This is a genomic window from Streptomyces sp. NPDC006602 (genome assembly GCF_042870385.1).
GTDB lineage: Bacteria > Actinomycetota > Actinomycetes > Streptomycetales > Streptomycetaceae > Streptomyces.
Genome location: NZ_JBIAHG010000006.1, coordinates 269,479 through 290,161 on the forward strand (window position 1 = coordinate 269,479; position 20,683 = coordinate 290,161).

Consider the following 20,683-nt stretch of genomic DNA (forward strand, 5'->3'; position numbering starts at 1 on the left):
AATGACTGCATGAGTCAGGCACTACAGAGTCTCCTCGATCTGCTCGACATCGAGCAGATCGAGGAGAACATCTTCCGCGGCCGGTCCCGGTCCGCCGTCGTCCCCCGCGTCTTCGGCGGGCAGGTCGCGGCCCAGGCGCTCGTCGCCGCCGGGCGGACGGTCCCCGAGGACCGCCCCGCCCACTCGCTGCACGCGTACTTCCTGCGCCCGGGCGACCCGGGCGCGCCGATCGTCTACACGGTCGACCGTATGAACGACGGCCGTTCCTTCACCGCGCGCCGCGTCGTCGCCGTCCAGCACGGACAGCCGATCTTCGCGCTGTCCGCCTCCTTCCAGCGGTACGAGGAGGGCTTCGAGCACCAGGCCCCCATGCCGCTCTCCGTCGACCCCGTCACGCTGCCCACCTCGGCGGAGCGGCTGCGCGGGTACGAGCACCTCGCCCCGGCGGTCGTGGAGAAGTTCCTGGAGGCACGCGAGGCGATCGACCTGCGCTACGTCGACGAGCCGCCGTACGGCGCCTTCGGCGAGCCGCGCGAGCCGCACTCCCAGGTCTGGTTCCGCACCAACGGCAAACTCGCGGACGACCCGCTGCTGCACGTCGTTCTCGCCACCTACGTCTCCGACATGACGCTCCTCGACTCGGTCCTGCTCGCGCACGGCCGCGGCGGCTGGGCGGTCGGCGACGTCGTAGGGGCCTCCTTGGACCACGCGATGTGGTTCCACCGCCCGTTCCGTGCCGACGAATGGCTCCTCTACGACCAGGAGTCTCCGTCGGCCCACGGCGGCCGCGGCCTCGGTCAGGCCCGCATCTACACGCAGGACGGGCAGCTCGCCATCTCGGTCATCCAGGAAGGCGTGGTCCGCGCCCCCAGGGTGTCGGCTCCCTAGGCCAGCCCCGCCTCCGACAGCAGGTATGCCGTCATCGGGTCGTAGTGGCGCGGGCTGACGACGTGGTCGTCGAGCGGGACCGACACCTGCACCGTGCCCTCCGCCTCCGCGAGGAACAGCGCCGGGTCGTTGCAGTCGGCGTATCCCATGGAGTCGATGCCGTGCTGCCCGGCGTAGCCCGCCCAGCCGTGGTCGGCGACGACCAGGTCGGGCAGTGGGCGGCCGGCGCGCTCCAGGGCGGTGAGGATGGCCTTCATCGGCTCGCCGGAGTGCGTGTGCCACAGCGTGGCGCCGTGCTCCAGGACCGCCACGTCCGCGAACTGCATGACGTACCCCTCGTCCGTCTGCAGTCCGTCCGGGATGACCACGATCTCGCAGCCCGCCGTGCGCAGCGCGGCGGCCGTGGCCCGGTGCACGTCGAGCAGGCCGCCCGGGTGGCCGGTCGCGAACAGCACCCGCTGCTGCCCGTCGGCCGCCTTGCGCAACCGGCCCGCCATGCGCTCCAGGCCGGCCACCGTCAGCTGGGGGTCGATGGTGTCCTGGCCGTAGCGGTACTCCGGGTCGTCGTTGACACCCACCCGCTCCGCCATCACCGCGAGCACGTCCTGCTCGTCGGTCCAGCGGTCGCCGAGCTCCAGGCCGAGCCAGAAGTTGCGGACGCCGTTGGCGAGCTGGCGGTAGTGGGAGAGGTTGTTCTCACGCGGGGTGGCGACGTCGCCCGCGATACGGGTTCTCACAAGGTGTTCGACGAGCTCGTCGCGGCTGGGTGTCCCGGATATCGGCATGCCCCCATTGTGAGGCAGAGCCCTGGGCGACCACCCGTCGTCCTGCACGCTGGGACATGGGTCACGTGGTCGTCCCCGCGGCGGTCCCCGGCGGTCCCGGTGGTCCTCGCGGTGGTCACAGCCGCCGCAGGGCGAACCACAGCTCCATCCGTACGTCCGGCTCGTCCAGGTCGGTCTCCAGCAGCGCCGCGCACCGGGCGACGCGCTGGCGCACGGTGTTGCGGTGCACGTCCAGCGCCACCGCCGTACGGTCCCAGCTGCCGTGCAGCGACAGCCAGGCGCGCAGTGTCTCGGCGAGCACGGTCGTGAGGGGCGCCAGCAGCGCCCGGGCGTGCGCCTCGGCCTCCTCCTCGGGGACCAGGTCGGCGAGGGCCGGGCGGGCGCCGTGCCGGACCAGAGGTGTGCGGGTGGCCCGGGCACGGGCGAGGGCACGGGCGGCCTGTCCGTCGGCGGACGCCCACGCGTCCGGCCCGACGGCGGCGCTGACGCCCAGCGTCCAGCCGGACTGCGGCGCCGGTTCGCGATCGGCCGGCATCAGCACGCGTACGACGTCCCGCGCCAGGTCGACCAGCGGGGAGCCGAGCGACGCGCCCAGCGCGGAGGCGGCCACGGCGTCGGGAGCGTGACCGTCCGGCCGCGCGTGCACGACGACCCACCGCTCCCCGCCCAGCAGCGACGCGACCGCCTCCGGCGCGGCCCCCAGCAGCAGCCGTACGAGGGCCGAGGACCTGGCCGCCCCCGTACCGCTCTGGTGCTCGCCGGTGAGCAGGGCGAGCAGCACGGCGGCGACCGAGGCGATGGTGTGGTCCCCGGATTCGCGCCGCGGTGCCGCGACGCCGAGCACGAACCCCTGGCCGGAGCCGAGGGAGTAGGCGGAGAGATGGGTGCCGGCGACGGTGTCGGTGGCGGTGGTGGCGGAGGAGGCGCGCCCCGCGAGGACCCCCGCCAGCCCTGCCAGCGACTCCCGCACCGCCTCGCCCCCCGGCTCCGCCCGTCCCGCCGCCGCGATCTCCGTGCCCTCCGGCCCGTACAGCACCGCCCGGCCGCCCAAGTGTTGGGCGAGCCGTCGTAGGACGGAGGGGACCGGGTCGGGGCGGGAGGCCGCGGCGGCGAGGCTCTGCTGGGCGTCGGTGACGCGGCGGAGTTCGGCCAGGCGGGCCTGGGCCATCAGCTGCCAGACGGCGCGGGCCACGCCCGAGAAGGTGGTCTGCGGCGGGACCTCCAGCAGGGGCAGTTCGTACGCCTCGCAGGCCGCGACCAGCGCCCGCGGCACCGTGTCGTGCACCGGCGCCACCCCGAAGCCGAGGGCCGCGCCGCCCGCCGCGACGATCCGGGAGACGTAGTCGTCGAAGTACGTCCCCGAGCCGGCCGCCTCCGGGATGTGCACCCCGGCGGTGAGCAGCAGCTCGCCGCCCAGCAGATACGGGTAGGGGTCCGCCATCTCCGAGGTGTGCGCCCAGTGGATGACGATGTCCGGGTCGGACGGCCCGGCGATCTGGCGCAGGGCGAGATCCTCGCGGGCGAGAAGGGCCGCCAGTGGGACCGGTGGGGTGGGAGGAACGGCGGGGTCCGACACGGTGGACGTTCCCTCCACTCGGAGCGGCTCGAATGGATGAAACGTACACTTCGCAGTCGCTTTCCGGCCACCTAGTGTCGGTGCTCGTCACCCGCAGGCGACACCGAGTGAAGGAGGGCCCCGTGGCCGTCGACTACGCAGTGATCGTCGTCTATCTGGCAGGCATGCTGGTCATGGGCTGGTGGGGCATGCGCCGCGCCAGGTCGAAGAGCGAATTCCTGGTCGCCGGACGGCGGCTCGGACCCGCCATGTACTCCGGCACCATGGCCGCCATCGTCCTCGGCGGCGCGTCCACCATCGGCGGCGTGGGCCTGGGCTACCAGTACGGCCTCTCCGGCGCCTGGATGGTCTTCACCATCGGCCTCGGGCTCCTCGCCCTGTCCGTCTTCTTCTCCGCCCGCATCGCCCGCCTCAAGGTCTACACGGTCTCCGAGATGCTGGACCTCCGGTACGGCGGCCGGGCCGGGGTCATCTCGGGCGTGGTCATGTGGGCGTACACCCTCATGCTCGCTGTCACCTCGACCATCGCGTACGCCACGATCTTCGACGTCCTGTTCGACATGAACCGCACGGTCGCGATCGTCCTCGGCGGCTCGATCGTCGTCGCGTACTCGACGCTCGGCGGCATGTGGTCGATCACGCTGACGGACATGGTGCAGTTCGTGGTGAAGACGATCGGCGTGCTGCTCCTGCTGCTCCCCATCGCCGTCGTGAAGGCGGGCGGCTTCGGCGAGATGAAGGCGCAGCTCCCCACCGGGTACTTCGACCCGCTGGGCATCGGCGGCGAGACGATCTTCACCTATGTCCTCATCTATACGTTCGGCATGCTCATCGGGCAGGACATCTGGCAGCGTGTGTTCACCGCGCGCAGCGACACGACGGCGAAGTGGGGCGGCACGGTCGCGGGTACGTACTGTCTCGCGTACGCCCTCGCCGGCGCCGTCATCGGTACGGCGGCCAAGGTCCTCTACCCGAACCTGGCCAACGCGGACGACGCCTTCGCGACGATCGTGAAGGACGAACTCCCGGTGGGTGTGAGGGGCTTGGTGCTGGCCGCCGCGCTCGCGGCCGTGATGTCGACGTCCTCCGGTGCGCTCATCGCCTGCGCGACCGTCGCCAACAACGACATCTGGGCCCGGCTGCGAGGAGCTGTGCGGGGGCCGGAGGACGAGCACGACGAGGTCAGGGGCAACCGCGCCTTCATCCTCGTCATGGGCGTGGCCGTGATCTGTACCGCCATCGCGCTGAACAACGTCGTCGAGGCGCTGACCGTCGCCTACAACCTCCTCGTCGGCGGCCTCCTCGTCCCGATCCTCGGTGGGCTGCTGTGGAAGCGCGGCACCGTGCAGGGCGCCCTCGCCGCCGTCGTCGTGGGCGGCCTCGCGGTCATCGGCCTGATGGCCGCCTACGGCATCCTCGCCAACGAGCCCGTCTACTACGGCCTGTTGTCGTCGCTGGCCGCCTACCTCGTTGTCTCCCTGGCGACGAAGCCCACCGACGCGGCCGTCCTCGCCGCCTGGCGCGAGCGCCTCGCCGGGCGGGAGCCCGAACTCCCGTCCGTCCCCGTCCCGGCTCCCCAGTAGAGTCGTACGAGAAGTAGTACATACCGCGAATGCGACGTATATCGCTCCATATGTACCGCGTATACCGCTCCACCGCTCCATGCGCGATGAAGCGCAGGAAAGAAGGCAGTACCTCATGAGCAGCAACGAGACACCCCGCGGCCCTGTCGACTCGTCCCGCGTCCCGCGGTACGCCGGTCCCGCGACCTTCGCCCGGCTGCCCCGCCTCGACGAGGTCGGCCGCGCGGACGTCGCCGTGGTCGGGGTGCCGTTCGACTCGGGCGTCTCGTACCGGCCGGGAGCCCGCTTCGGCGGTAACGCGATCCGCGAGGCGTCCCGGCTGCTGCGGCCCTACAACCCGGCGCAGGACGCGTCCCCCTTCGCCCTCGCCCAGGTGGCCGACGGCGGTGACATCGCCGTGAACCCGTTCAACATCCACGAGGCCGTGGAGACGGTCGAGGCGGCGGCCGACGAGCTGCTCGGGACGGGCGCGCGTCTCATGACCCTGGGCGGCGACCACACGATCGCGCTGCCGCTGCTGAGGTCGGTCGCGAAGAAGCACGGTCCGGTGGCGCTGCTGCACTTCGACGCGCATCTCGACACCTGGGACACCTACTTCGGCGCGGAGTACACGCACGGCACGCCGTTCCGGCGGGCGGTGGAGGAGGGCATCCTCGACACCTCCGCCCTCTCCCACGTCGGCATCCGCGGCCCGCTGTACGGCAAGCAGGACCTGGACGACGACGCCAAGCTCGGCTTCGGCATCGTCACCTCGGCGGACGTGATGAGGCGCGGTGTCGACGAGGTCGCGGACCAGCTCCGTCAGCGCATCGGTGACCGGCCCCTCTACATCTCCATCGACATCGACTGCCTCGACCCGGCGCACGCCCCCGGCACCGGCACCCCGGAGGCCGGCGGCATGACCTCGCGCGAGCTGCTTGAGATCCTGCGGGGGCTGGCGCCCTGCAACCTGGTCTCGGCGGACGTCGTCGAGGTGGCCCCCGCGTACGATCACGCGGAGATCACGTCGGTGGCCGCATCCCACACGGCGTACGAACTGACCACGATCATGTCCCGCCAGATCGCAGAGGCCCGCGCGAAGTGACTCACGACCACGACCTGGTGCTCCGCCCGACGGAGGCGCAGATTTCCGCTGCTCTGAGCCCTCCTCCCGGCCGCAACGGCGGAGACCTGGTCGTGGAAACCCTGGCCGCGCTCGGTACGACGACCGTCTTCGGCCTGCCCGGCCAGCACGCGTTGGGGATGTTCGACGCCCTGCGCCGCTCCGACCTGCGGTACATCGGACTGCGGGTGGAGAACAACGCGGGCTTCGCGGCGGACGCGTACGGCCGCATCACGGGCGAGGCGGCACCGCTGCTGCTGTCGACGGGCCCGGGGGCGCTGACGTCGCTCGCTGCCCTGCAGGAAGCGGCTGCCGCCTCCGCCCCCGTGCTGGCGATCAGCAGTCAGATCCCGACGGCGGGACTGGGCGGCGGCCGCCACGGCTATCTGCACGAACTCCCCGACCAGTCGGCCTCGTTCCGGGGCGTGGTGAAGTCGGTTCACACGGTCCGCGCCCAGTCCCAGATCCCGTCCGCGATCGAGGCGGCCTGGAAGTCGGCGCTCTCCGCCCCGCACGGGCCGGTGTGGGTGGAGATCCCGCAGGACGTCCTGCTGGCGAAGACGCAGATCCCGGTGGTGACCGGCGGCGACGCCTTCCCCGAGGAACTGCCCCCGCGCCCCGAACTGACGGCGGTGGCGGCCGACCTGCTGTCCCGCGCCGCCCGCCCGGCGATCATCGCGGGCGGGGGAGTCGTACGGGCGGACGCCGCGGGCAAGCTGAAGCAGCTGGCGGAGAAGCTCAAGGCGCCGGTGGTGACGACGTTCGGCGGCAAGGGCGCGTTCCCCTGGACGCACCCGTTGTCGTTGCAGTCCTGGCTGGAGGACCGCCACACCACGGACTTCCTGGAGGACGCGGACGTACTCCTCGTCGTCGGCTCGGGCCTGGGCGAACTCTCCTCCAACTACCACACGTTCAAGCCCCGTGGCCAGGTCGTCCAGATCGAGGCGGACCTCGGCAAACTGGAGTCCAACCACCCCGCGCTCGGCATCCACGCGGACGCGCGACTGGCGTTGCAGGCGCTGCTGGAGACGGTGTCCGAGCGCTCGGACACCTCCGCGCCCGAGCGTGTCCGCGTGCTCCTCACGAAGGTCGCCGAGCGCATCGCGTCCCAGGAACTCACCCTGGAACAGGACCTGTTGGCCTCCGTCCGCAAGGCACTGCCCGCCGCCTCCCCGTCCTTCTGGGACATGACGATCCTGTCGTACTGGGCCTGGTCGGCCTTCGATGCGAAGTCGCCGAACACGATGCACTCGGCCCAGGGCGCCGGCGGCCTCGGCTACGCCTTCCCCGCGGCCCTGGGCGCGGCGGCCGCCGACCCCACCCGCCCGGTGCTGGCGGTATCGGGCGACGGCGGCGCCCTCTACTCGATCGCCGAGCTGGCCACGGCCCGCCAGTACGACCTGAACGTCACCTGGCTCATCGTCGACGACGGCGGCTACGGCATCCTCCGCGAGTACATGACCGACGCCTTCGGCGAGGCGACGGCGACCGAGCTGACCCGCCCCGACTACGTGGCCCTGGCGGAGTCGTTCGGCGTCCCCGGAGTGCGTACGTCCCCGGAGACCCTGTCGGACGACCTGTCGAAGGCGCTGGCGTCACCCGGCCCCGCGGTGGTCGTACTCCCGGCGGTACTGCGGATGTTCGCGCCGACGCATCTGGGCTGAGGTGCAATCCTTGAGGGCCCAGCCACATACCCGGAGGGCACCTGCATGCAGAGCGCAGCCGACTTCATCGCGGACACCTACGCGCTCGGCACCGGACCATGGACGATGACGCCCGTCACCCGTGGCGCACTGGGGCAGATCTGGAAGTTGTCGGGGAAGCTGTCGGGAAATGGGACCGGCTCCTCGTGGGCGGTCAAGGAGTTGCTCTTCGGGTGTGACGAGGGCCAGGTCGGCCGGGAAGCGGCACTGCGGAACGACGCGGAGCAGCTGGGGATCTCCTCGCCGCGCCTCATGCCGACCCGCGACGGCGCCCACGTTTCGCGGCTCACGCCTTCGCTGGGCGGGTCGTACGTGAAGCTGTACGACTGGGTCGACGGAACGGCGGCGGACCCTTCCGAGCCGGAGCTGCTGAGGTGGTGCGGCCGGACCCTGGCCATGCTCCACCGGGCCGGAGCGGACGCCGACGCCGGGGCGCCGAGTGCCTGGTACGAGCAGTGCCCTCAGGAGGCCGACTGGGAGAAGCTGCACAAGGAGACACAGCGGGCCGGCATGCCGTGGGCGGACGCGCTGGGCCGGTTCATCGCCACCTCGGCGCGGGAGTTGGCGCGGTACGTCACCCCGTCCGCCCCCGATGACCTGGTGACGTCACATCTCGACATGCAGCCGCAGAACGTGCTGGTCGGTCCGGGCGGGCCGGTTCTCCTCGACTGGGACAACGCCGGGGTCATATCGGCGGAACGCGAACTCGCACGTGCCGTGTACGTATGGGCGGGCGGGAACGACTTCCACGCCGATTCCGCACGGCGGTTGGTGCGGGCGTATCGGGATGCCGGAGGCCCCGGGGTCCTCAAGAGCCTGGACTCGTTCTCGATGCTGTTCGCGACGGCGCTGAACTTCGTCCACGTCCAGGCCGAGTGCGCGGTCGATCCGGCCGTCACCGCCGAGCAGCGCGAGTTCGCGAGCGGCCGGGTCGTCGCCTCGCTGCGGACCCTGCCGGATTTGGCCGCCGTTTCCCGACTGGTGGACGCTCTTGGGGCCGAGCGCCGTTCTTAGGCACTCGACGGGCCAGGGAACTCGACGGGCCCGGCCGGATGTCTCCGGCCCGGGCCCCCTTCCGTCCTGCTCCTACCAGATCGCCTCGACCCACTCCGGGTGGTCGATGAACGGGTTGCGGTTGTGCTGGTAGGTGTCGTAGATGACCTGGTTGCGCCGCTCCTCGAAGGCGTTCGGCGGGTCCGCCTCGTTCCATGCCTTGAGGACGGCGAGCTTGCCCATGTAGGGGTTGGAGCCGTTGCCGACCTTCTCGTTGGGTTCCAGGTCGGCGAAGCCGTCGTCGCCCTCGTAGCGCACGGCCATGTAGAGGATCATGCGGGCCACGTCGCCCCGGTCCGCGGTGCGCGGCGCGAAGGAGTCGGAGTCGACGGTGCTGCCGCCGCCGTTGGTGACGGCGCTGCCGCCGTTGTCGAAGTCCAGGTTGCCGCGGGTGCTGTTGACCTGGACGTCGCAGGCGCGCAGGTGGTGCAGGTCCGTGCCGGGACCGGTCACCTCGCCGAAGTCGCCGTGGGACTTGGCCCACGTGTGCTCGCGGTTCCAGTCGCCGACGTCACCGCCGTTGAGGGACTTGCTGCGCGAGACACCGCTGTACAGCAGGATCACGTTGCTGCTGTTGTTCGGGTCCTGGTCGGTGGCCATGAGGGCGTTCCAGACCGCGGAGTACGAGATCTTCGACTGGCTGCTGATGATCGTGTGCAGGGAGGACTTGAGGCTCGTCCCCGTCTTGCCGACCGCGTTCTTGTAGTACGTCGTGTCGTACGCGGTCGTCGTGGCCGCGGCCGGGGTCGCGGTCAGCGCGGGGGAGGCGAGGGCGACCAGGACGGCGGAGACGGCGAACGCCACGGGCTTCCAGCGGCGCGTGCGTATGGGGCTGACGGGCATCGGGGGTGTCCGTTCTACGCGGGTTGAATGAGCGGGCAATCGGGAGCGTGACATGGACATGCGGCCGTGTCCATGAACTGAACATGTCGATCAGGTGACTGAAACCGGCAATTTGCCCCTTGTCTACGCGAGTTGACATACCAAAACGCCCCCTGGTCGGAAGGCCAGGGGGCGTTGGGGCTGTGCCGGTCGGATCAGCTGACGTCCGACGCGTCCAGACGGTAGATCGTCGACGTGCTGCTCTGCGAGGAGGTCGAGGAGGAGGCCGAGCTGTACTCGCTCTCCTTCACCGCCGTCCCGTTCTTCTGCACCCATTCCGTGAGCTCGGAGTTGGCGCTGGAGCCACCCGCGCCACCGCCTCCCATGCCGCCGCCACCGAGCTGGATGTAGTGCAGCTCGCCCTTCTTCACCAGCTCCTTGAGCTTGGCCAGGGTCATCGCCTTGTCGCTGCCGGACCAGCCCCACATGGAGATGACGGGCTCGCCGCTGCTCACGATGAGCTGCGCGGCACTCTGCGAACTCGACACGGCCAGCAGCCACTTGGCGCCGTCCTGGTGCTTCTCCAGATACGAGACGAGCTCGCTGCTCGCGCCGCCCATGCCGCCGCGGCCGGTGGCAACGCCGGTGCCGCCGGGTGGCGTACCGCCCGTCTCACCGGTACCGCCCGGAGCCTGGCCGCCGCTCTGGCCGCCGGGCAGCTCGCCGTTGCCGCCGCCGGGCATCATCTGACCGCCGCCGTCCTGGCCAGGCTGCTGCCCGTCGGCCTGTCCGCCCTGCTGCGTACCGCCCCCCGGCAGCTCACCGCCGCCGAGGCCACCCCGGCCGCCGCCACCGCCCCCACCGGGCCCACCGCCGAAGCCGCTGCCCGTGGACGGCCCGGCCGTCGGGTTCGTACCGCCGCCCATACCGCCCCCGCCGCCCGAACCGGACGGCACCGACCAGGCGTACGCGGCGGGGCCCGCCACCGCGGCGACGATCGCCGCGACCACCGAGGCCGCCAGCAGCCGTACCCGGTTGCCGGAGCGGAAGACGAGCAGACCCGTGATCGCCAGCGCCATGACCACCGCGACCGTCGGCCACAGCCAGGTGTTCCAGCCGGAGGCCCGCCGCAGCAGGACAACGGACCAGATCGCCGTGACGGCCAGCGCCGCCGGCAGCACCCACGCCCAGCGCCGGTCGCCGCGGAAGGCGCGCAGCAGCAGGACGCCGCCGCCCCCGCACAGCGCCGCGATGCCCGGGGCGAGCGCGGTCGTGTAGTACGGGTGCATGGTGCCCTCGGCCATGGCGAACGTCAGGTAGTGCAGCGCGGTCCAGCCGCCCCACAGCACCAGCGCGGCTCGTGTCATATCCGTACGCGGCGCTCGGCCACACAGCACCAGACCACCGACGCAGGCGATCGCCGCGAAGGGGATCAGCCAGGAGATCTGGCCGCCGAGGATGTCGTTGAAGAGGCGTCCGAGGCCCGCCGTACCGGAGAAGCCGCCGCCCCCGCCGCCTCCGCCACCGCCGTTGCCCTCGCCGCCGAAGATCCGGCCCAGGCCGTTGTAGCCCATGATCAGGTTCCAGGCGGTGCCGTCCGTCGAGCCGCCGATGTACGGCCGCGAGGACGTGGGCACCAGGGACACGGCCGCCGCCCACCAGAAACTGGAGACCGCGAGCGCCACCGCCGCCAGGACCAGGTTGACGACCTTCTTCCTCCAGCCGAGCCGCGACGCGTACACGTACACGGCGAAGACGGCCGGCAGGGCGATGTAGCCCTGCAGCATCTTGGTGTTGAACGCGAGCCCGAAGCACACCGCCGAGCCGATCAGCGGCAGCAACCTGTCGTTGCGGACCGCCCGCAGCGCCAGCGCCGCACCGCCCACCATCAGCAGGACCAGCAGCGTGTCGGGGTTGTTGTCGCGGTTGATGGCGACCGTGATCGGCGTCAGGGCGAGGACCAGCGCGGCGACGGCCGCCGCCGCGTGCCCGAACACCCGCTTCACGGAGGCGTGCAGGATCCAGATCGTGCCGAGCGCGGCCGCGACCATCGGCGCCATCATCTGCCAGGTGCCGTACCCGAAGACCCGGCACGACAGGCCCATCACCATCAGCGCGAAGGGTGGCTTGTCGACGGTGATGAAGTTGCCGGCGTCCAACGAGCCGAAGAACCAGGCCTTCCAGCTCTGCGTACCACTCAGCACGGCCGCGCTGTAGAAGCTGTTCAGGCCGGAGCCGGACAGGTTCCAGGCGTAGAGCACCGCCGCCAGGAGCAGGATCGCGATCAGCGCGGGGAGCGACCAGCGAGGGGCCGGCGCAGGGGGCGGCTCCGGCGGGTCGGGGGCCACGGCGGAGTCGGGGCGGGAATCAGTCGCAGACGTCACCCGCGCAGCGTGCACAGTCGGGTTGAGTGAGCGCTGTGCCGAGGCTGGTGCTCAGCTGTGAAAAGACCAAGGAGATGCTGACGAAAAGTACAACCTTTGCCCTGTGCATGTGAGTCAAGTGGGGCATGACTCATGTGACTTCCCGCCGTACGAGACTCCTGGCGGCCGGCGTGGCCGTCGGCGCGCTCATACCCGTCGTGGCCGCCGCAGCGCCCGCCGCCGCGGCCACACCGACCGTCAGCTGTACGTCCGCGAAGGCGGGCCTCGCCGACAAGTTGAAGAGGGACATCACCGCCGCCCTCGCCACCCGCAAGGGCACGGTCGCGGTCGGCGTCTACGACCGCCCGACGAAGACCACCTGCACCCTGCGCGCCTCCACCGCCTTCGACTCCGCCAGCGTCGTCAAGGTCACCGTCCTCGGCACGCTGCTGTGGGACGCGAAGAAGCACAACCGCTACCTCACGGACCGCGAGGTCACCCTCACGAGGGCCATGATCACCAAGTCGGACAACAGCGCGACCAGCACGCTCTGGAAGCAGCTGGGCCTGACGAAGATCAGGGGCTTCCTCACCGCGGCCGGCATGACCCAGACCAAGCCGGGCGCGAACGGCTACTGGGGCCTGACCCAGATCACCGTCACTGACGAGCAGAAGCTGCTCAAGCTCGTCACCGCGAAGAACACGGTCCTGAGCGACAACTCCCGTGCCTACATCCTCAAGTTGATGGGCCAGGTCATCTCCTCGCAGCGCTGGGGAACGCCGTACGGAGTGCCCTCCGGAGTCTCCGTCGCCGTCAAGAACGGCTGGCTGCAGCGGGCCACCAACGGCTGGCGGGTGCACAGCGTCGGCGCCTTCAAGGGCAACGGCCACGACTACATGATCACGGTGCTCACGCACGGCAACAGCACCATGAACTACGGCATCGCGACCATCCAGGGCGTCGCCAAGGTCGTCCACCGTGACCTGGCAGCGAGCTGACGCTTCATGACGCCGTCTCCCGTCCGTCACCAGCCCGTCCTACGGTGACCTCCATGCGCCTGAGAACCGTACTCGCCACCACCATCGCGGCCCTGGCGGCGGCCACCTGCCTGACCGCCGCCTCACCCGCCGACGCCGGGGAGAGCCACGCCTGTTCGCCGTCCGTCTCCATCGACCGCTTCTCCGACGCGCTCGACAAGACGACGTACGACGGCACCTTCGTCGGCAACTTCTCCGCGCTCGCGCTGGACAAGGACGGCTCGCTGGCCGCCCTCTCCGACCGGTCGTCGCTCTTCGACCTGGACGCGAAGACCCTCCAGCCCCGGGCGGTCGTCCCGCTCGCCGACGAGAACGGCGCCGCCCTCGACTCCGAGGGCCTGGTGATCGACCGTGACGGCACCCGGCTGATCACCTCCGAGACCGAGCCGTCCATACGCCGCTACTCGCCCGCCGGCCAGATCCTCGACCGTCTTCCCGTCCCGCCCTCCCTCCAGGTCGCCCCGGCCGGCCGCGCCGTCTCCAACGGCACCTTCGAGGGGCTGACGATGCTTCCCGGGGGCCGCACCTTGCTGGCGTCGATGGAGTACGCCCTGTCCGGCGACAGCTCGGGCATCGTCCGCTTCCAGACCTGGGAGCGGCACGGTAAGACCTTCGAGCTCGGCGCCCAGTACGCCTACCCGGTCGACGCCGGCCTCGGCGTCCCGGAGGTCCAGGCCACCCCCGACGGCCGCCTCCTCGTCCTGGAACGCGGCTTCACGCCCGGTGTCGGCAACACCGTCCGCCTCTATCTGGCCGACCCGCGCCGCGCGACGGACACCAGCGGCATCGAGAACCTGACGGGCCAGGCGGGCGTCCGCCCGATCAAGAAGACCCTGCTCACGGACATCGCCGCCTGCCCGACCCTGGGCGCCACAGCGAAGCAGCCCCAGCCGAACCCGCTCCTCGACAACATCGAGGGCATGGTGATCACAGGCCGAAGCAGGGACGCCCTCAAGGTGCTGCTGGTAAGCGACGACAACCAAAACACAGTACAAACGACCCGCTTCTATTACCTCCGGGTAAGGACAACCCCCTAAGGGGCGCGGGGCTGTATCGATGTGCGGCTCCGACGCGTGGGCGCGACCAGCCCCACGGCGCCGCACCCGAATCACGCCCTCGCCAGCGCAGCGTTTTGTTGCGGAGGGATGAAATCCGCTTCGTTTCGCGTTGGTGCCTTCCGGAATATCAGGACAACCGGAAGGCACCCGCGTGGCAGCGCAACAGGGGGAGACACAGGGCTGGGCGCGCAGACTGGCCGGTTACGCATGGCGTCACCGCACGGACGTCGTCCTCGCCCTCGGCTCCTCCCTCGGCGGCATGGCCGTCCTGGCGCTGGTCCCCCTGGTCACCAAGGTGATCATCGACGACGTGATCGGTGACCACAGCCGGGACATGGCCCCCTGGGCGGGCGCCCTGATCGCCGGCGCTGTCGCCGTCTACGTCCTCACCTACATCCGCCGCTACTACGGCGGCCGCCTCGCCCTCGACGTTCAGCACGACCTGCGCACGGCGATGTTCGGGACGATCACCCGTCTCGACGGGCGCCGCCAGGACGAGCTGTCCACAGGCCAGGTCGTCGGCCGTGCCACCAGCGACCTCCAGCTGATCCAGGGCCTGCTCTTCATGCTCCCGATGACCATCGGGAACGTCCTCCTCTTCCTGATCTCCCTGGTGATCATGGCGTGGCTGTCGCTGCCGCTCACGCTGGTCGCCCTGGCCGTCGCGCCCGCCCTGTGGTGGATCGCCAAACGCAGCCGCACCAAGCTCCACCCCGCCACCTGGTACGCCCAAGCCCAGGCCGCCGCCGTCGCGGGCGTGGTCGACGGTGCCGTCAGCGGCGTACGTGTGGTGAAGGGCTTCGGGCAGGAGGACCAGGAGACCGGCAAGCTCCGGGAGGTCGGCCGCCGCCTCTTCGCGGGGCGCATGCGCACCATCCGGTTCAACTCCCGGTACACCCCGGCCCTCCAAGCCGTCCCCGCCCTGGGGCAGGTCGCGATGCTCGCGGTCGGCGGCTGGCTCGCGGTCGGCGGCCACATCACGCTCGGCACGTTCGTCGCCTTCTCCGCCTACCTCGCCCAGCTCGTCGGACCGGTCCGCATGCTCGCCGTGGTCCTCACGGTCGCGCAGCAGGCACGGGCCGGCACCGAACGCGTCCTGGAGCTGATCGACACCGAGCCGTCGATGACCGAGGGCACCAAGGAACTCCCCGCCGACGCGCCCGCCACGGTCGAGTTCGACGACGTGTCCTTCGGCTACGACCGCGCCTCCGGCACCACCAGCCCCGTCCTCGACGGGCTGAGCTTCGAGATCCGCCCCGGCGAGACCCTCGCCGTCGTCGGCTCCTCCGGCTCCGGCAAGTCGACCGTGTCGCTGCTGCTGCCCCGCTTCTACGACGTGACGCGCGGCGCCGTCCTCATCGGCGGCCACGACGTCCGCGAGCTCACCCTCGACTCGCTGCGGGCCGCGATCGGCCTGGTCCCCGAGGACTCCTTCCTCTTCTCGGACACGGTCCGCAACAACATCGCGTACGGCCGCCCGGACGCGACCCAGGAGGAGATCGAGAAAGCCGCCCGCGCCGCCCAGGCGGACCGTTTCATCAGGGACCTCCCGGACGGCTACGACACCACGGTCGGCGAGCACGGCCTCACCCTCTCCGGCGGCCAGCGCCAGCGCGTCGCGCTCGCCCGCGCGATCCTCACCGACCCGCGCCTGCTGGTCCTGGACGACGCCACCTCCGCAGTGGACGCCCGCGTCGAGCACGAGATCCACCAGGCGCTCCAGCAGGTCATGCAGGGCAGGACCACGCTGCTGATCGCCCACCGCCGCTCCACCCTCAACCTCGCCGACCGCATCGCCGTCCTCGACGGCGGCCGGCTCGCCGACCTCGGCACCCACGAGGAACTCCAGCAGCGCTCCGCCCTCTACCGCCGCCTCCTCACCGACCCGGACGAACTCGGCGGCGTCTCACCCGGCCACACCCGGCCCGCGGAACCGACGGAGGACACCTCGGTACGGGACGAACTGGACGCCGAGTTCGACGCCGAGAGCGGCATCACGCCCAGGCTCTGGGCGGGGGAGCGCGAGCGCCGGGACATCGCGATGGACGGCAGCCCGGCCACCCCCGAGCTCCTCGCCCAGGTCGAGGCGCTGCCCCCGGCGACCGACACCCCGGGCGTCGACGAGGCACGGGCGGTCGCCGCCGAGGAGTCGTACGGCCTGCGCAGGCTGCTGCGGGGCTTCGGCCTGCCGCTGCTCGTGAGCCTGGCCCTCGTCGCCGTGGACGCGGGGACCAGCCTGCTGCTCCCGGTGATGATCCGGCACGGCATCGACGACGGCGTCACGGACATGGCCCTGGGCGCGGTCTGGGCCGCCTCCCTCCTCGCCCTGCTCAGCGTGGTCGTCCAGTGGGCGGCGCAGGTCGGCGAGATCCGGATGACCGGGCGGACCGGCGAACGGGTCCTGTACTCGCTGCGCCTGAAGATCTTCTCCCAGCTCCAGCGGCTCGGACTCGACTACTACGAGCGGGAGCTGACCGGCCGGATCATGACGAGGATGACGACGGACGTCGACGCCCTCTCGACCTTCCTGCAGACCGGCCTGGTCACCGCGTTCGTCTCGGTCGTCACCTTCTTCGGCATCATGGGCGCCCTGCTGGTGATCGACGTACAGCTCGCCCTCGTCGTCTTCGCGACCCTGCCCCCGCTGATCATCGCCACGTTCTTCTTCCGCCGGGCGAGCGTGAAGGCGTACGAACTGGCCCGCGAGCGGGTGTCGGTGGTCAACGCCGACCTCCAGGAATCGGTGTCCGGGCTCAGGATCGTGCAGGCCTTCCGGCGTGAGCGGGACGGGGCGGCGCGGTTCGCGGCGCGCAGCGACAGCTACCGGCGGGCGCGCATCCGGGGCCAGTGGCTGATCTCGATCTACTTCCCCTTCGTGCAGTTCCTGTCGTCGGTCGCCGCCGCCGCCGTACTGATCGCGGGCGCGGGACGGATCGACGCGGCGACCCTCACGACGGGCGCCCTGGTCGCGTATCTCCTCTACATCGACCTGTTCTTCGCCCCCGTCCAGCAGCTCTCCCAGGTCTTCGACGGCTACCAGCAGGCGACGGTGTCGCTGGGCCGGATCCAGGAGCTGCTCCAGGAGCCGAGCTCGACCAAGAACGCCGACGAGCCGCTCGAAGTCCTCTCCCTGCGTGGCGAGATCGCCTTCGAGGACGTGCACTTCAAGTACGGCCCCACCGACGCACCCGAAGAGGCCCTGACCGGCATCGACCTGCGCATCCCGGCCGGCCAGACGGTCGCCTTCGTCGGCGAGACGGGCGCCGGCAAGTCGACCCTGGTCAAGCTGGTCGCCCGCTTCTACGACCCGACGGGCGGCCGGGTGACCGTCGACGGCATGGACCTGCGGACCCTGGACCTCACCTCGTACCGCCACCGCCTCGGAGTCGTCCCGCAGGAGGCGTACCTCTTCCAGGGCACCGTCCGCGACGCCATCGCCTACGGCCGCCCCGACGCCACCGACGCCGAGGTCGAGGCGGCGGCCCGCGCGGTCGGCGCCCACGAGATGATCGCCACCCTGGAGGGCGGCTACCTCCACGAGGTCGCCGAGCGCGGCCGCAACCTCTCGGCCGGCCAACGCCAGCTGATCGCCCTGGCCCGCGCGGAACTGGTCGACCCGGACGTCCTCCTCCTCGACGAGGCGACCGCGGCCCTGGACCTCGCCACGGAAGCCCAGGTCAACCAGGCCACCGACCGCATCGCGGGCCGCCGTACAACCCTCGTCGTCGCCCACCGCCTGACCACGGCGGCCCGCGCGGACCGGGTGGTCGTCATGGACCACGGACAGGTCGCCGAGGACGGCACGCACGACGAGCTGCTCGCGCGCGGCGGGCGGTACGCCGAGCTGTGGCGGACGTTCGTGGGGGAGGACACGCCCGCGGCGGCCTGACCGACCGAGGTCGCGCGGCTCGGTGACGGCCGCGCAACCATCCGACATACGTCCCGCGTCCGTACACCAGTACGCTCATCGCGCGATACGGGAGGGACGTCTGTGAACACGGGTGCTGGGATTCGCCGGCGGCTGGCGCTCGGCTTGGCCGTGCTGACCGCCTCCGGGCTGCTCGCCCTCGCCGCGCCGGGGGACGCACAGGCCGCCGCCTCGTCCTGCGCGGGACGCAAGGTCAGGACGTTCTCGTTCGCCACCGGCACAGTGGAGGTGTACAAGCGGCGAGGGTACGTCTGCGCGGTCACTCTGGCCAAGCAGCCCGGCACGCGGCGGTACATGATGGTCAGCGTGCAGGCCCGGGGCCTCCAACCGGTCGTGGACGAAGGGCAGTTCACCCACCGGGCCGGCCCGAGGACCGTACACGCCGGTCACCGCTGCGTGCGGGTCGAAGGCGCGGTGGGCGGCGGATCGTACGAATCCGGCTGGATTCTCTGCTGAACCACGGCTTTCCTACAGGGTTTTCCCCATCAGAGCCCATCTCCCCTGGTGCTGAGGCGACTTGCTCCGCTAGCTTCCGGCGCACATCTGTACTTACTGGGGAGGGTGCATGCGCAAGGCGCTCAGATGGCTGCTGGCGCTCACGGTGCTCATAGGCACGTTGAGCACGGCGGGGGCGGCCACCGCCGCCGAGCCGGAGGCCATAGGCACCACAGGTACCACCGGCACCACCGCGGCCACGGACATCAAGGAACAACTCCTGTCCATACCGGGTATGAGCCTGATCGAGGAGAAGCCCTACACCGGCTACCGCTTCTTCGTCCTCAACTACACCCAGCCGGTCGACCACCGGAACCCGTCCAAGGGCACGTTCCAGCAGCGGATCACCGTGCTGCACAAGGACGTCTCCCGTCCGACGGTCTTCTACACCGGCGGCTACAACGTCTCCACGAACCCGGGCCGCCGCGAGCCGACCCAGATCGTGGACGGCAACCAGGTCTCCATGGAGTACCGCTTCTTCACCCCGTCCCGGCCCGACCCGGCCGACTGGACCAAGCTGGACATCTGGCAGGCCGCCAGCGACCAGCACCGCATCTTCAAGGCGCTGAAGAAGATCTACACCGAGAACTGGGTCTCCACGGGCGGCTCCAAGGGCGGCATGACCGCCACCTACTACGAGCGCTTCTACCCGCGCGACATGGACGGCGTCGTCGCGTACGTCGCGCCCAACGACGTCGTGAACAACGAGGACTCGGCCTACGACCGCTTCTTCGCCGGCGTCGGCACCAAGGAGTGCCGCGACCGGCTGAACGCCGTGCAGCGCGAGGCCCTGGTGCGCCGGGAGCCGCTGGAGAAGAAGTACGCGGAGTACGCCGCCGCCGAAGGCTTCACCTTCGACACCATCGGCAGCCTGGACCGGGCCTACGAGGCGGTCGTCCTCGACTACGTCTGGGGCTTCTGGCAGTACAGCCTGCTCTCCGACTGCGACTCGATCCCGGCGGACGCGAAGACCGCGACCGACGACGACATCTGGACCTCGATCGACACGATCTCCGGGTTCTCCTTCTACACCGACCAGGGCCTGTCGCCGTACACGCCGTACTACTACCAGGCGGGCACCCAGCTCGGTGCGCCGACGATCGTCTTCCCGCACATCGAGAAGAAGTACATCCGCTACGGCTACCAGCCGCCCCGGAACTTCGTCCCGCGCGACATCCCGATGAAGTTCCAGCCGTACGCGATGCGTGACGTGGACAGCTGGGTGAAGCACAACGCCCGCCACATGCTCTTCGTCTACGGGCAGAACGACCCGTGGGGCGCGGAGCGCTTCCGTCTCGGCAAGGGTGCGAAGGACTCGTACGTCTTCACCGCCCCCGGCCTCAACCACGGTGCGAACGTGGCCGGTCTGGTCCCCGACCAGAAGGCGCTGGCCACCGCCCGGATCCTGCAGTGGGCGGGCGTCGCCTCCGCCACCGTCCAGGCGGACCCGTCCGCGGCGAAGCCGCTGGCGAAGTTCGACGCCAAGCTGGACAAGCGGGACGCGGAGCGCGAGCCCGCGCTGCGCCCGTAACTCCCGTGCTGCGCCCGGCCGTCGGACCCCTCGCGGGTCACACCGGCCGGGCGCAGCCCACCGGGTGCTCGCCGCCGAGCTGGACGTACAGGGCCGTCGACAGCGGGCACTCGGTGCGCTTGCCGACCGCCTTGGTCACCTTGTACTCCGGCCTCTCGCCGGCCGTGCCGTCGCACGCGGTCTCGCGGACCCGGCCGTCGCCCAGCCCGTAGACGCAGTCGCCGACGATGGTGCGCGGCCCGCCCCCGCCGCCCGGGTCGCCGGGATGCGGCGGGCCCAGGTTGCGCATACAGGCGTAGCCCTGCGGTATCGCCCCGTCGCCGTCCTCGTCGGACACCTGGCTCTGTTCGCTGATGTGCAGCACGAAGTCCGTGGTCCCCGGGCACTGCGGCCCGTCGGCGACCGTGCCGTCGTGACGGGCCACGACCCGGGCAGCCGCGCGCTCACCGTCGCAGGCCACCTCGGTGAAACTGGTCGTGCCGAAGGAGCTGCACTCGTCGACCGCGAGGAACACCGCGCCGTACCCGGACGTCCGCGACGGCGAGGGCGACACCGCCGTACCCAGCAGCCCGTCCTCCTCGCCACCGCCGCCCGCACCGGACGCCGACCCCGAACATCCCGTCAACAGGGCGGCCAGCAGCGCCAGCAGTGCGCACACCGCCCCCACGGAACATCTCTCGCGCATCGCCATCCCCCCGGGTCCCCTCGCCCAGCGTGACCCGCCACGGCGGGCGCACGCCAGGCATACAGGGTGCTTTG

At 70.9% G+C, this 20,683-nt stretch carries 15 protein-coding genes; 10 read left to right on the forward strand and 5 right to left on the reverse strand.

Annotated elements, in window-relative coordinates; translation table 11 throughout:
- The first annotated feature begins 9 nt into the window (after positions 1-9).
- On the forward strand, positions 10-888 hold the full coding sequence (locus tag ACFYO2_RS19150) for an acyl-CoA thioesterase (RefSeq protein WP_388350064.1): 879 nt from the start codon (positions 10-12) through the stop codon (positions 886-888).
- Here the strand turns inward: ACFYO2_RS19150 and ACFYO2_RS19155 are convergent.
- On the reverse strand, positions 885-1,673 hold the full coding sequence (locus ACFYO2_RS19155; protein ID WP_388350066.1) for a phosphatase: 789 nt from the start codon (positions 1,671-1,673) through the stop codon (positions 885-887). The two genes, ACFYO2_RS19150 and ACFYO2_RS19155, sit on opposite strands and share 4 nt — an antisense overlap.
- 115 nt (positions 1,674-1,788) lie before the next feature.
- Entirely contained in the window at positions 1,789-3,249 is a 1,461-nt protein-coding gene (locus ACFYO2_RS19160; protein WP_388350068.1) for a PucR family transcriptional regulator ligand-binding domain-containing protein, read from the reverse strand.
- Positions 3,250-3,371: 122 nt separating this feature from the next.
- Between ACFYO2_RS19160 and ACFYO2_RS19165 the strand changes: the two genes are divergently transcribed.
- From ACFYO2_RS19165 to ACFYO2_RS19180, 4 genes are all read left to right on the forward strand, one after another.
- Positions 3,372-4,832 carry a sodium:solute symporter gene (locus ACFYO2_RS19165; protein WP_388350070.1) on the forward strand — a complete coding sequence of 487 codons (1,461 nt, stop codon included), beginning with the start codon at positions 3,372-3,374 and terminating at the stop codon, positions 4,830-4,832.
- Positions 4,833-4,947: 115 nt separating this feature from the next.
- A complete protein-coding gene (speB, locus tag ACFYO2_RS19170; RefSeq protein WP_388350072.1) occupies positions 4,948-5,916 on the forward strand; it encodes an agmatinase in 969 nt (322 codons plus the stop codon).
- Entirely contained in the window at positions 5,913-7,598 is a 1,686-nt protein-coding gene (locus ACFYO2_RS19175) for a thiamine pyrophosphate-binding protein (RefSeq protein ID WP_388350074.1), read from the forward strand. Before speB ends, ACFYO2_RS19175 begins: the two co-directional genes overlap by 4 nt.
- 45 nt (positions 7,599-7,643) lie before the next feature.
- The gene (locus ACFYO2_RS19180) at positions 7,644-8,651 is read left to right on the forward strand and encodes a phosphotransferase enzyme family protein (RefSeq protein WP_388350076.1); all 1,008 of its coding nucleotides are present in this window, start codon (positions 7,644-7,646) and stop codon (positions 8,649-8,651) included.
- A gap of 72 nt (positions 8,652-8,723) precedes the next feature.
- Here ACFYO2_RS19180 and ACFYO2_RS19185 read toward each other — a convergent pair whose 3' ends face one another.
- Both ACFYO2_RS19185 and ACFYO2_RS19190 read right to left on the reverse strand, forming a co-directional pair.
- Positions 8,724-9,533: an endonuclease I family protein gene (locus ACFYO2_RS19185; RefSeq protein WP_388350078.1), complete on the reverse strand. Its 810-nt coding sequence runs from the start codon at positions 9,531-9,533 to the stop codon at positions 8,724-8,726.
- 194 nt (positions 9,534-9,727) lie between these two features.
- Complete coding sequence (locus ACFYO2_RS19190; RefSeq protein WP_388350080.1) at positions 9,728-11,896, reverse strand: ArnT family glycosyltransferase; 2,169 nt, start codon at positions 11,894-11,896, stop codon at positions 9,728-9,730.
- Positions 11,897-12,021: 125 nt separating this feature from the next.
- Between ACFYO2_RS19190 and ACFYO2_RS19195 the strand changes: the two genes are divergently transcribed.
- The 5 genes from ACFYO2_RS19195 (at position 12,022) to ACFYO2_RS19215 (ending at position 19,924) form a co-directional block, all read left to right on the forward strand.
- A complete protein-coding gene (locus tag ACFYO2_RS19195; RefSeq protein WP_388350082.1) occupies positions 12,022-12,873 on the forward strand; it encodes a serine hydrolase in 852 nt (283 codons plus the stop codon).
- 53 nt (positions 12,874-12,926) lie between these two features.
- Positions 12,927-13,949 (forward strand): esterase-like activity of phytase family protein, encoded by a 1,023-nt coding sequence (locus ACFYO2_RS19200; RefSeq protein WP_388350084.1) that lies wholly within the window; start codon positions 12,927-12,929, stop codon positions 13,947-13,949.
- Between the two features lie 172 nt (positions 13,950-14,121).
- Positions 14,122-17,859 (forward strand): ABC transporter ATP-binding protein, encoded by a 3,738-nt coding sequence (locus ACFYO2_RS19205; protein WP_388350086.1) that lies wholly within the window; start codon positions 14,122-14,124, stop codon positions 17,857-17,859.
- Between the two features lie 102 nt (positions 17,860-17,961).
- Entirely contained in the window at positions 17,962-18,354 is a 393-nt protein-coding gene (locus ACFYO2_RS19210) for a hypothetical protein (protein ID WP_388350088.1), read from the forward strand.
- A gap of 109 nt (positions 18,355-18,463) precedes the next feature.
- Positions 18,464-19,924 carry a S28 family serine protease gene (locus tag ACFYO2_RS19215; protein WP_388350089.1) on the forward strand — a complete coding sequence of 487 codons (1,461 nt, stop codon included), beginning with the start codon at positions 18,464-18,466 and terminating at the stop codon, positions 19,922-19,924.
- 37 nt (positions 19,925-19,961) lie between these two features.
- On the opposite strand, the gene ACFYO2_RS19220 is transcribed toward ACFYO2_RS19215, so the two are convergent.
- Positions 19,962-20,609 carry a hypothetical protein gene (locus ACFYO2_RS19220; protein WP_388350091.1) on the reverse strand — a complete coding sequence of 216 codons (648 nt, stop codon included), beginning with the start codon at positions 20,607-20,609 and terminating at the stop codon, positions 19,962-19,964.
- Positions 20,610-20,683: the final 74 nt, after the last annotated feature.

Excerpts from the sequence above, each read along its gene's own strand:
- ACFYO2_RS19215 (WP_388350089.1), top strand. The coding sequence starts at position 18,464 with ATGCGCAAGGCGCTCAGATGGCTGCTGGCGCTCACGGTGCTCATAGGC.
- ACFYO2_RS19155 (WP_388350066.1), bottom strand. The coding sequence starts at position 1,673 with ATGCCGATATCCGGGACACCCAGCCGCGACGAGCTCGTCGAACACCTT.
- ACFYO2_RS19180 (WP_388350076.1), top strand. The coding sequence starts at position 7,644 with ATGCAGAGCGCAGCCGACTTCATCGCGGACACCTACGCGCTCGGCACC.
- ACFYO2_RS19200 (WP_388350084.1), top strand. The coding sequence starts at position 12,927 with ATGCGCCTGAGAACCGTACTCGCCACCACCATCGCGGCCCTGGCGGCG.
- ACFYO2_RS19150 (WP_388350064.1), top strand. The coding sequence starts at position 10 with ATGAGTCAGGCACTACAGAGTCTCCTCGATCTGCTCGACATCGAGCAG.
- ACFYO2_RS19220 (WP_388350091.1), bottom strand. The coding sequence starts at position 20,609 with ATGCGCGAGAGATGTTCCGTGGGGGCGGTGTGCGCACTGCTGGCGCTG.
- speB (WP_388350072.1), top strand. The coding sequence starts at position 4,948 with ATGAGCAGCAACGAGACACCCCGCGGCCCTGTCGACTCGTCCCGCGTC.
- ACFYO2_RS19185 (WP_388350078.1), bottom strand. The coding sequence starts at position 9,533 with ATGCCCGTCAGCCCCATACGCACGCGCCGCTGGAAGCCCGTGGCGTTC.
- ACFYO2_RS19195 (WP_388350082.1), top strand. The coding sequence starts at position 12,022 with ATGACTCATGTGACTTCCCGCCGTACGAGACTCCTGGCGGCCGGCGTG.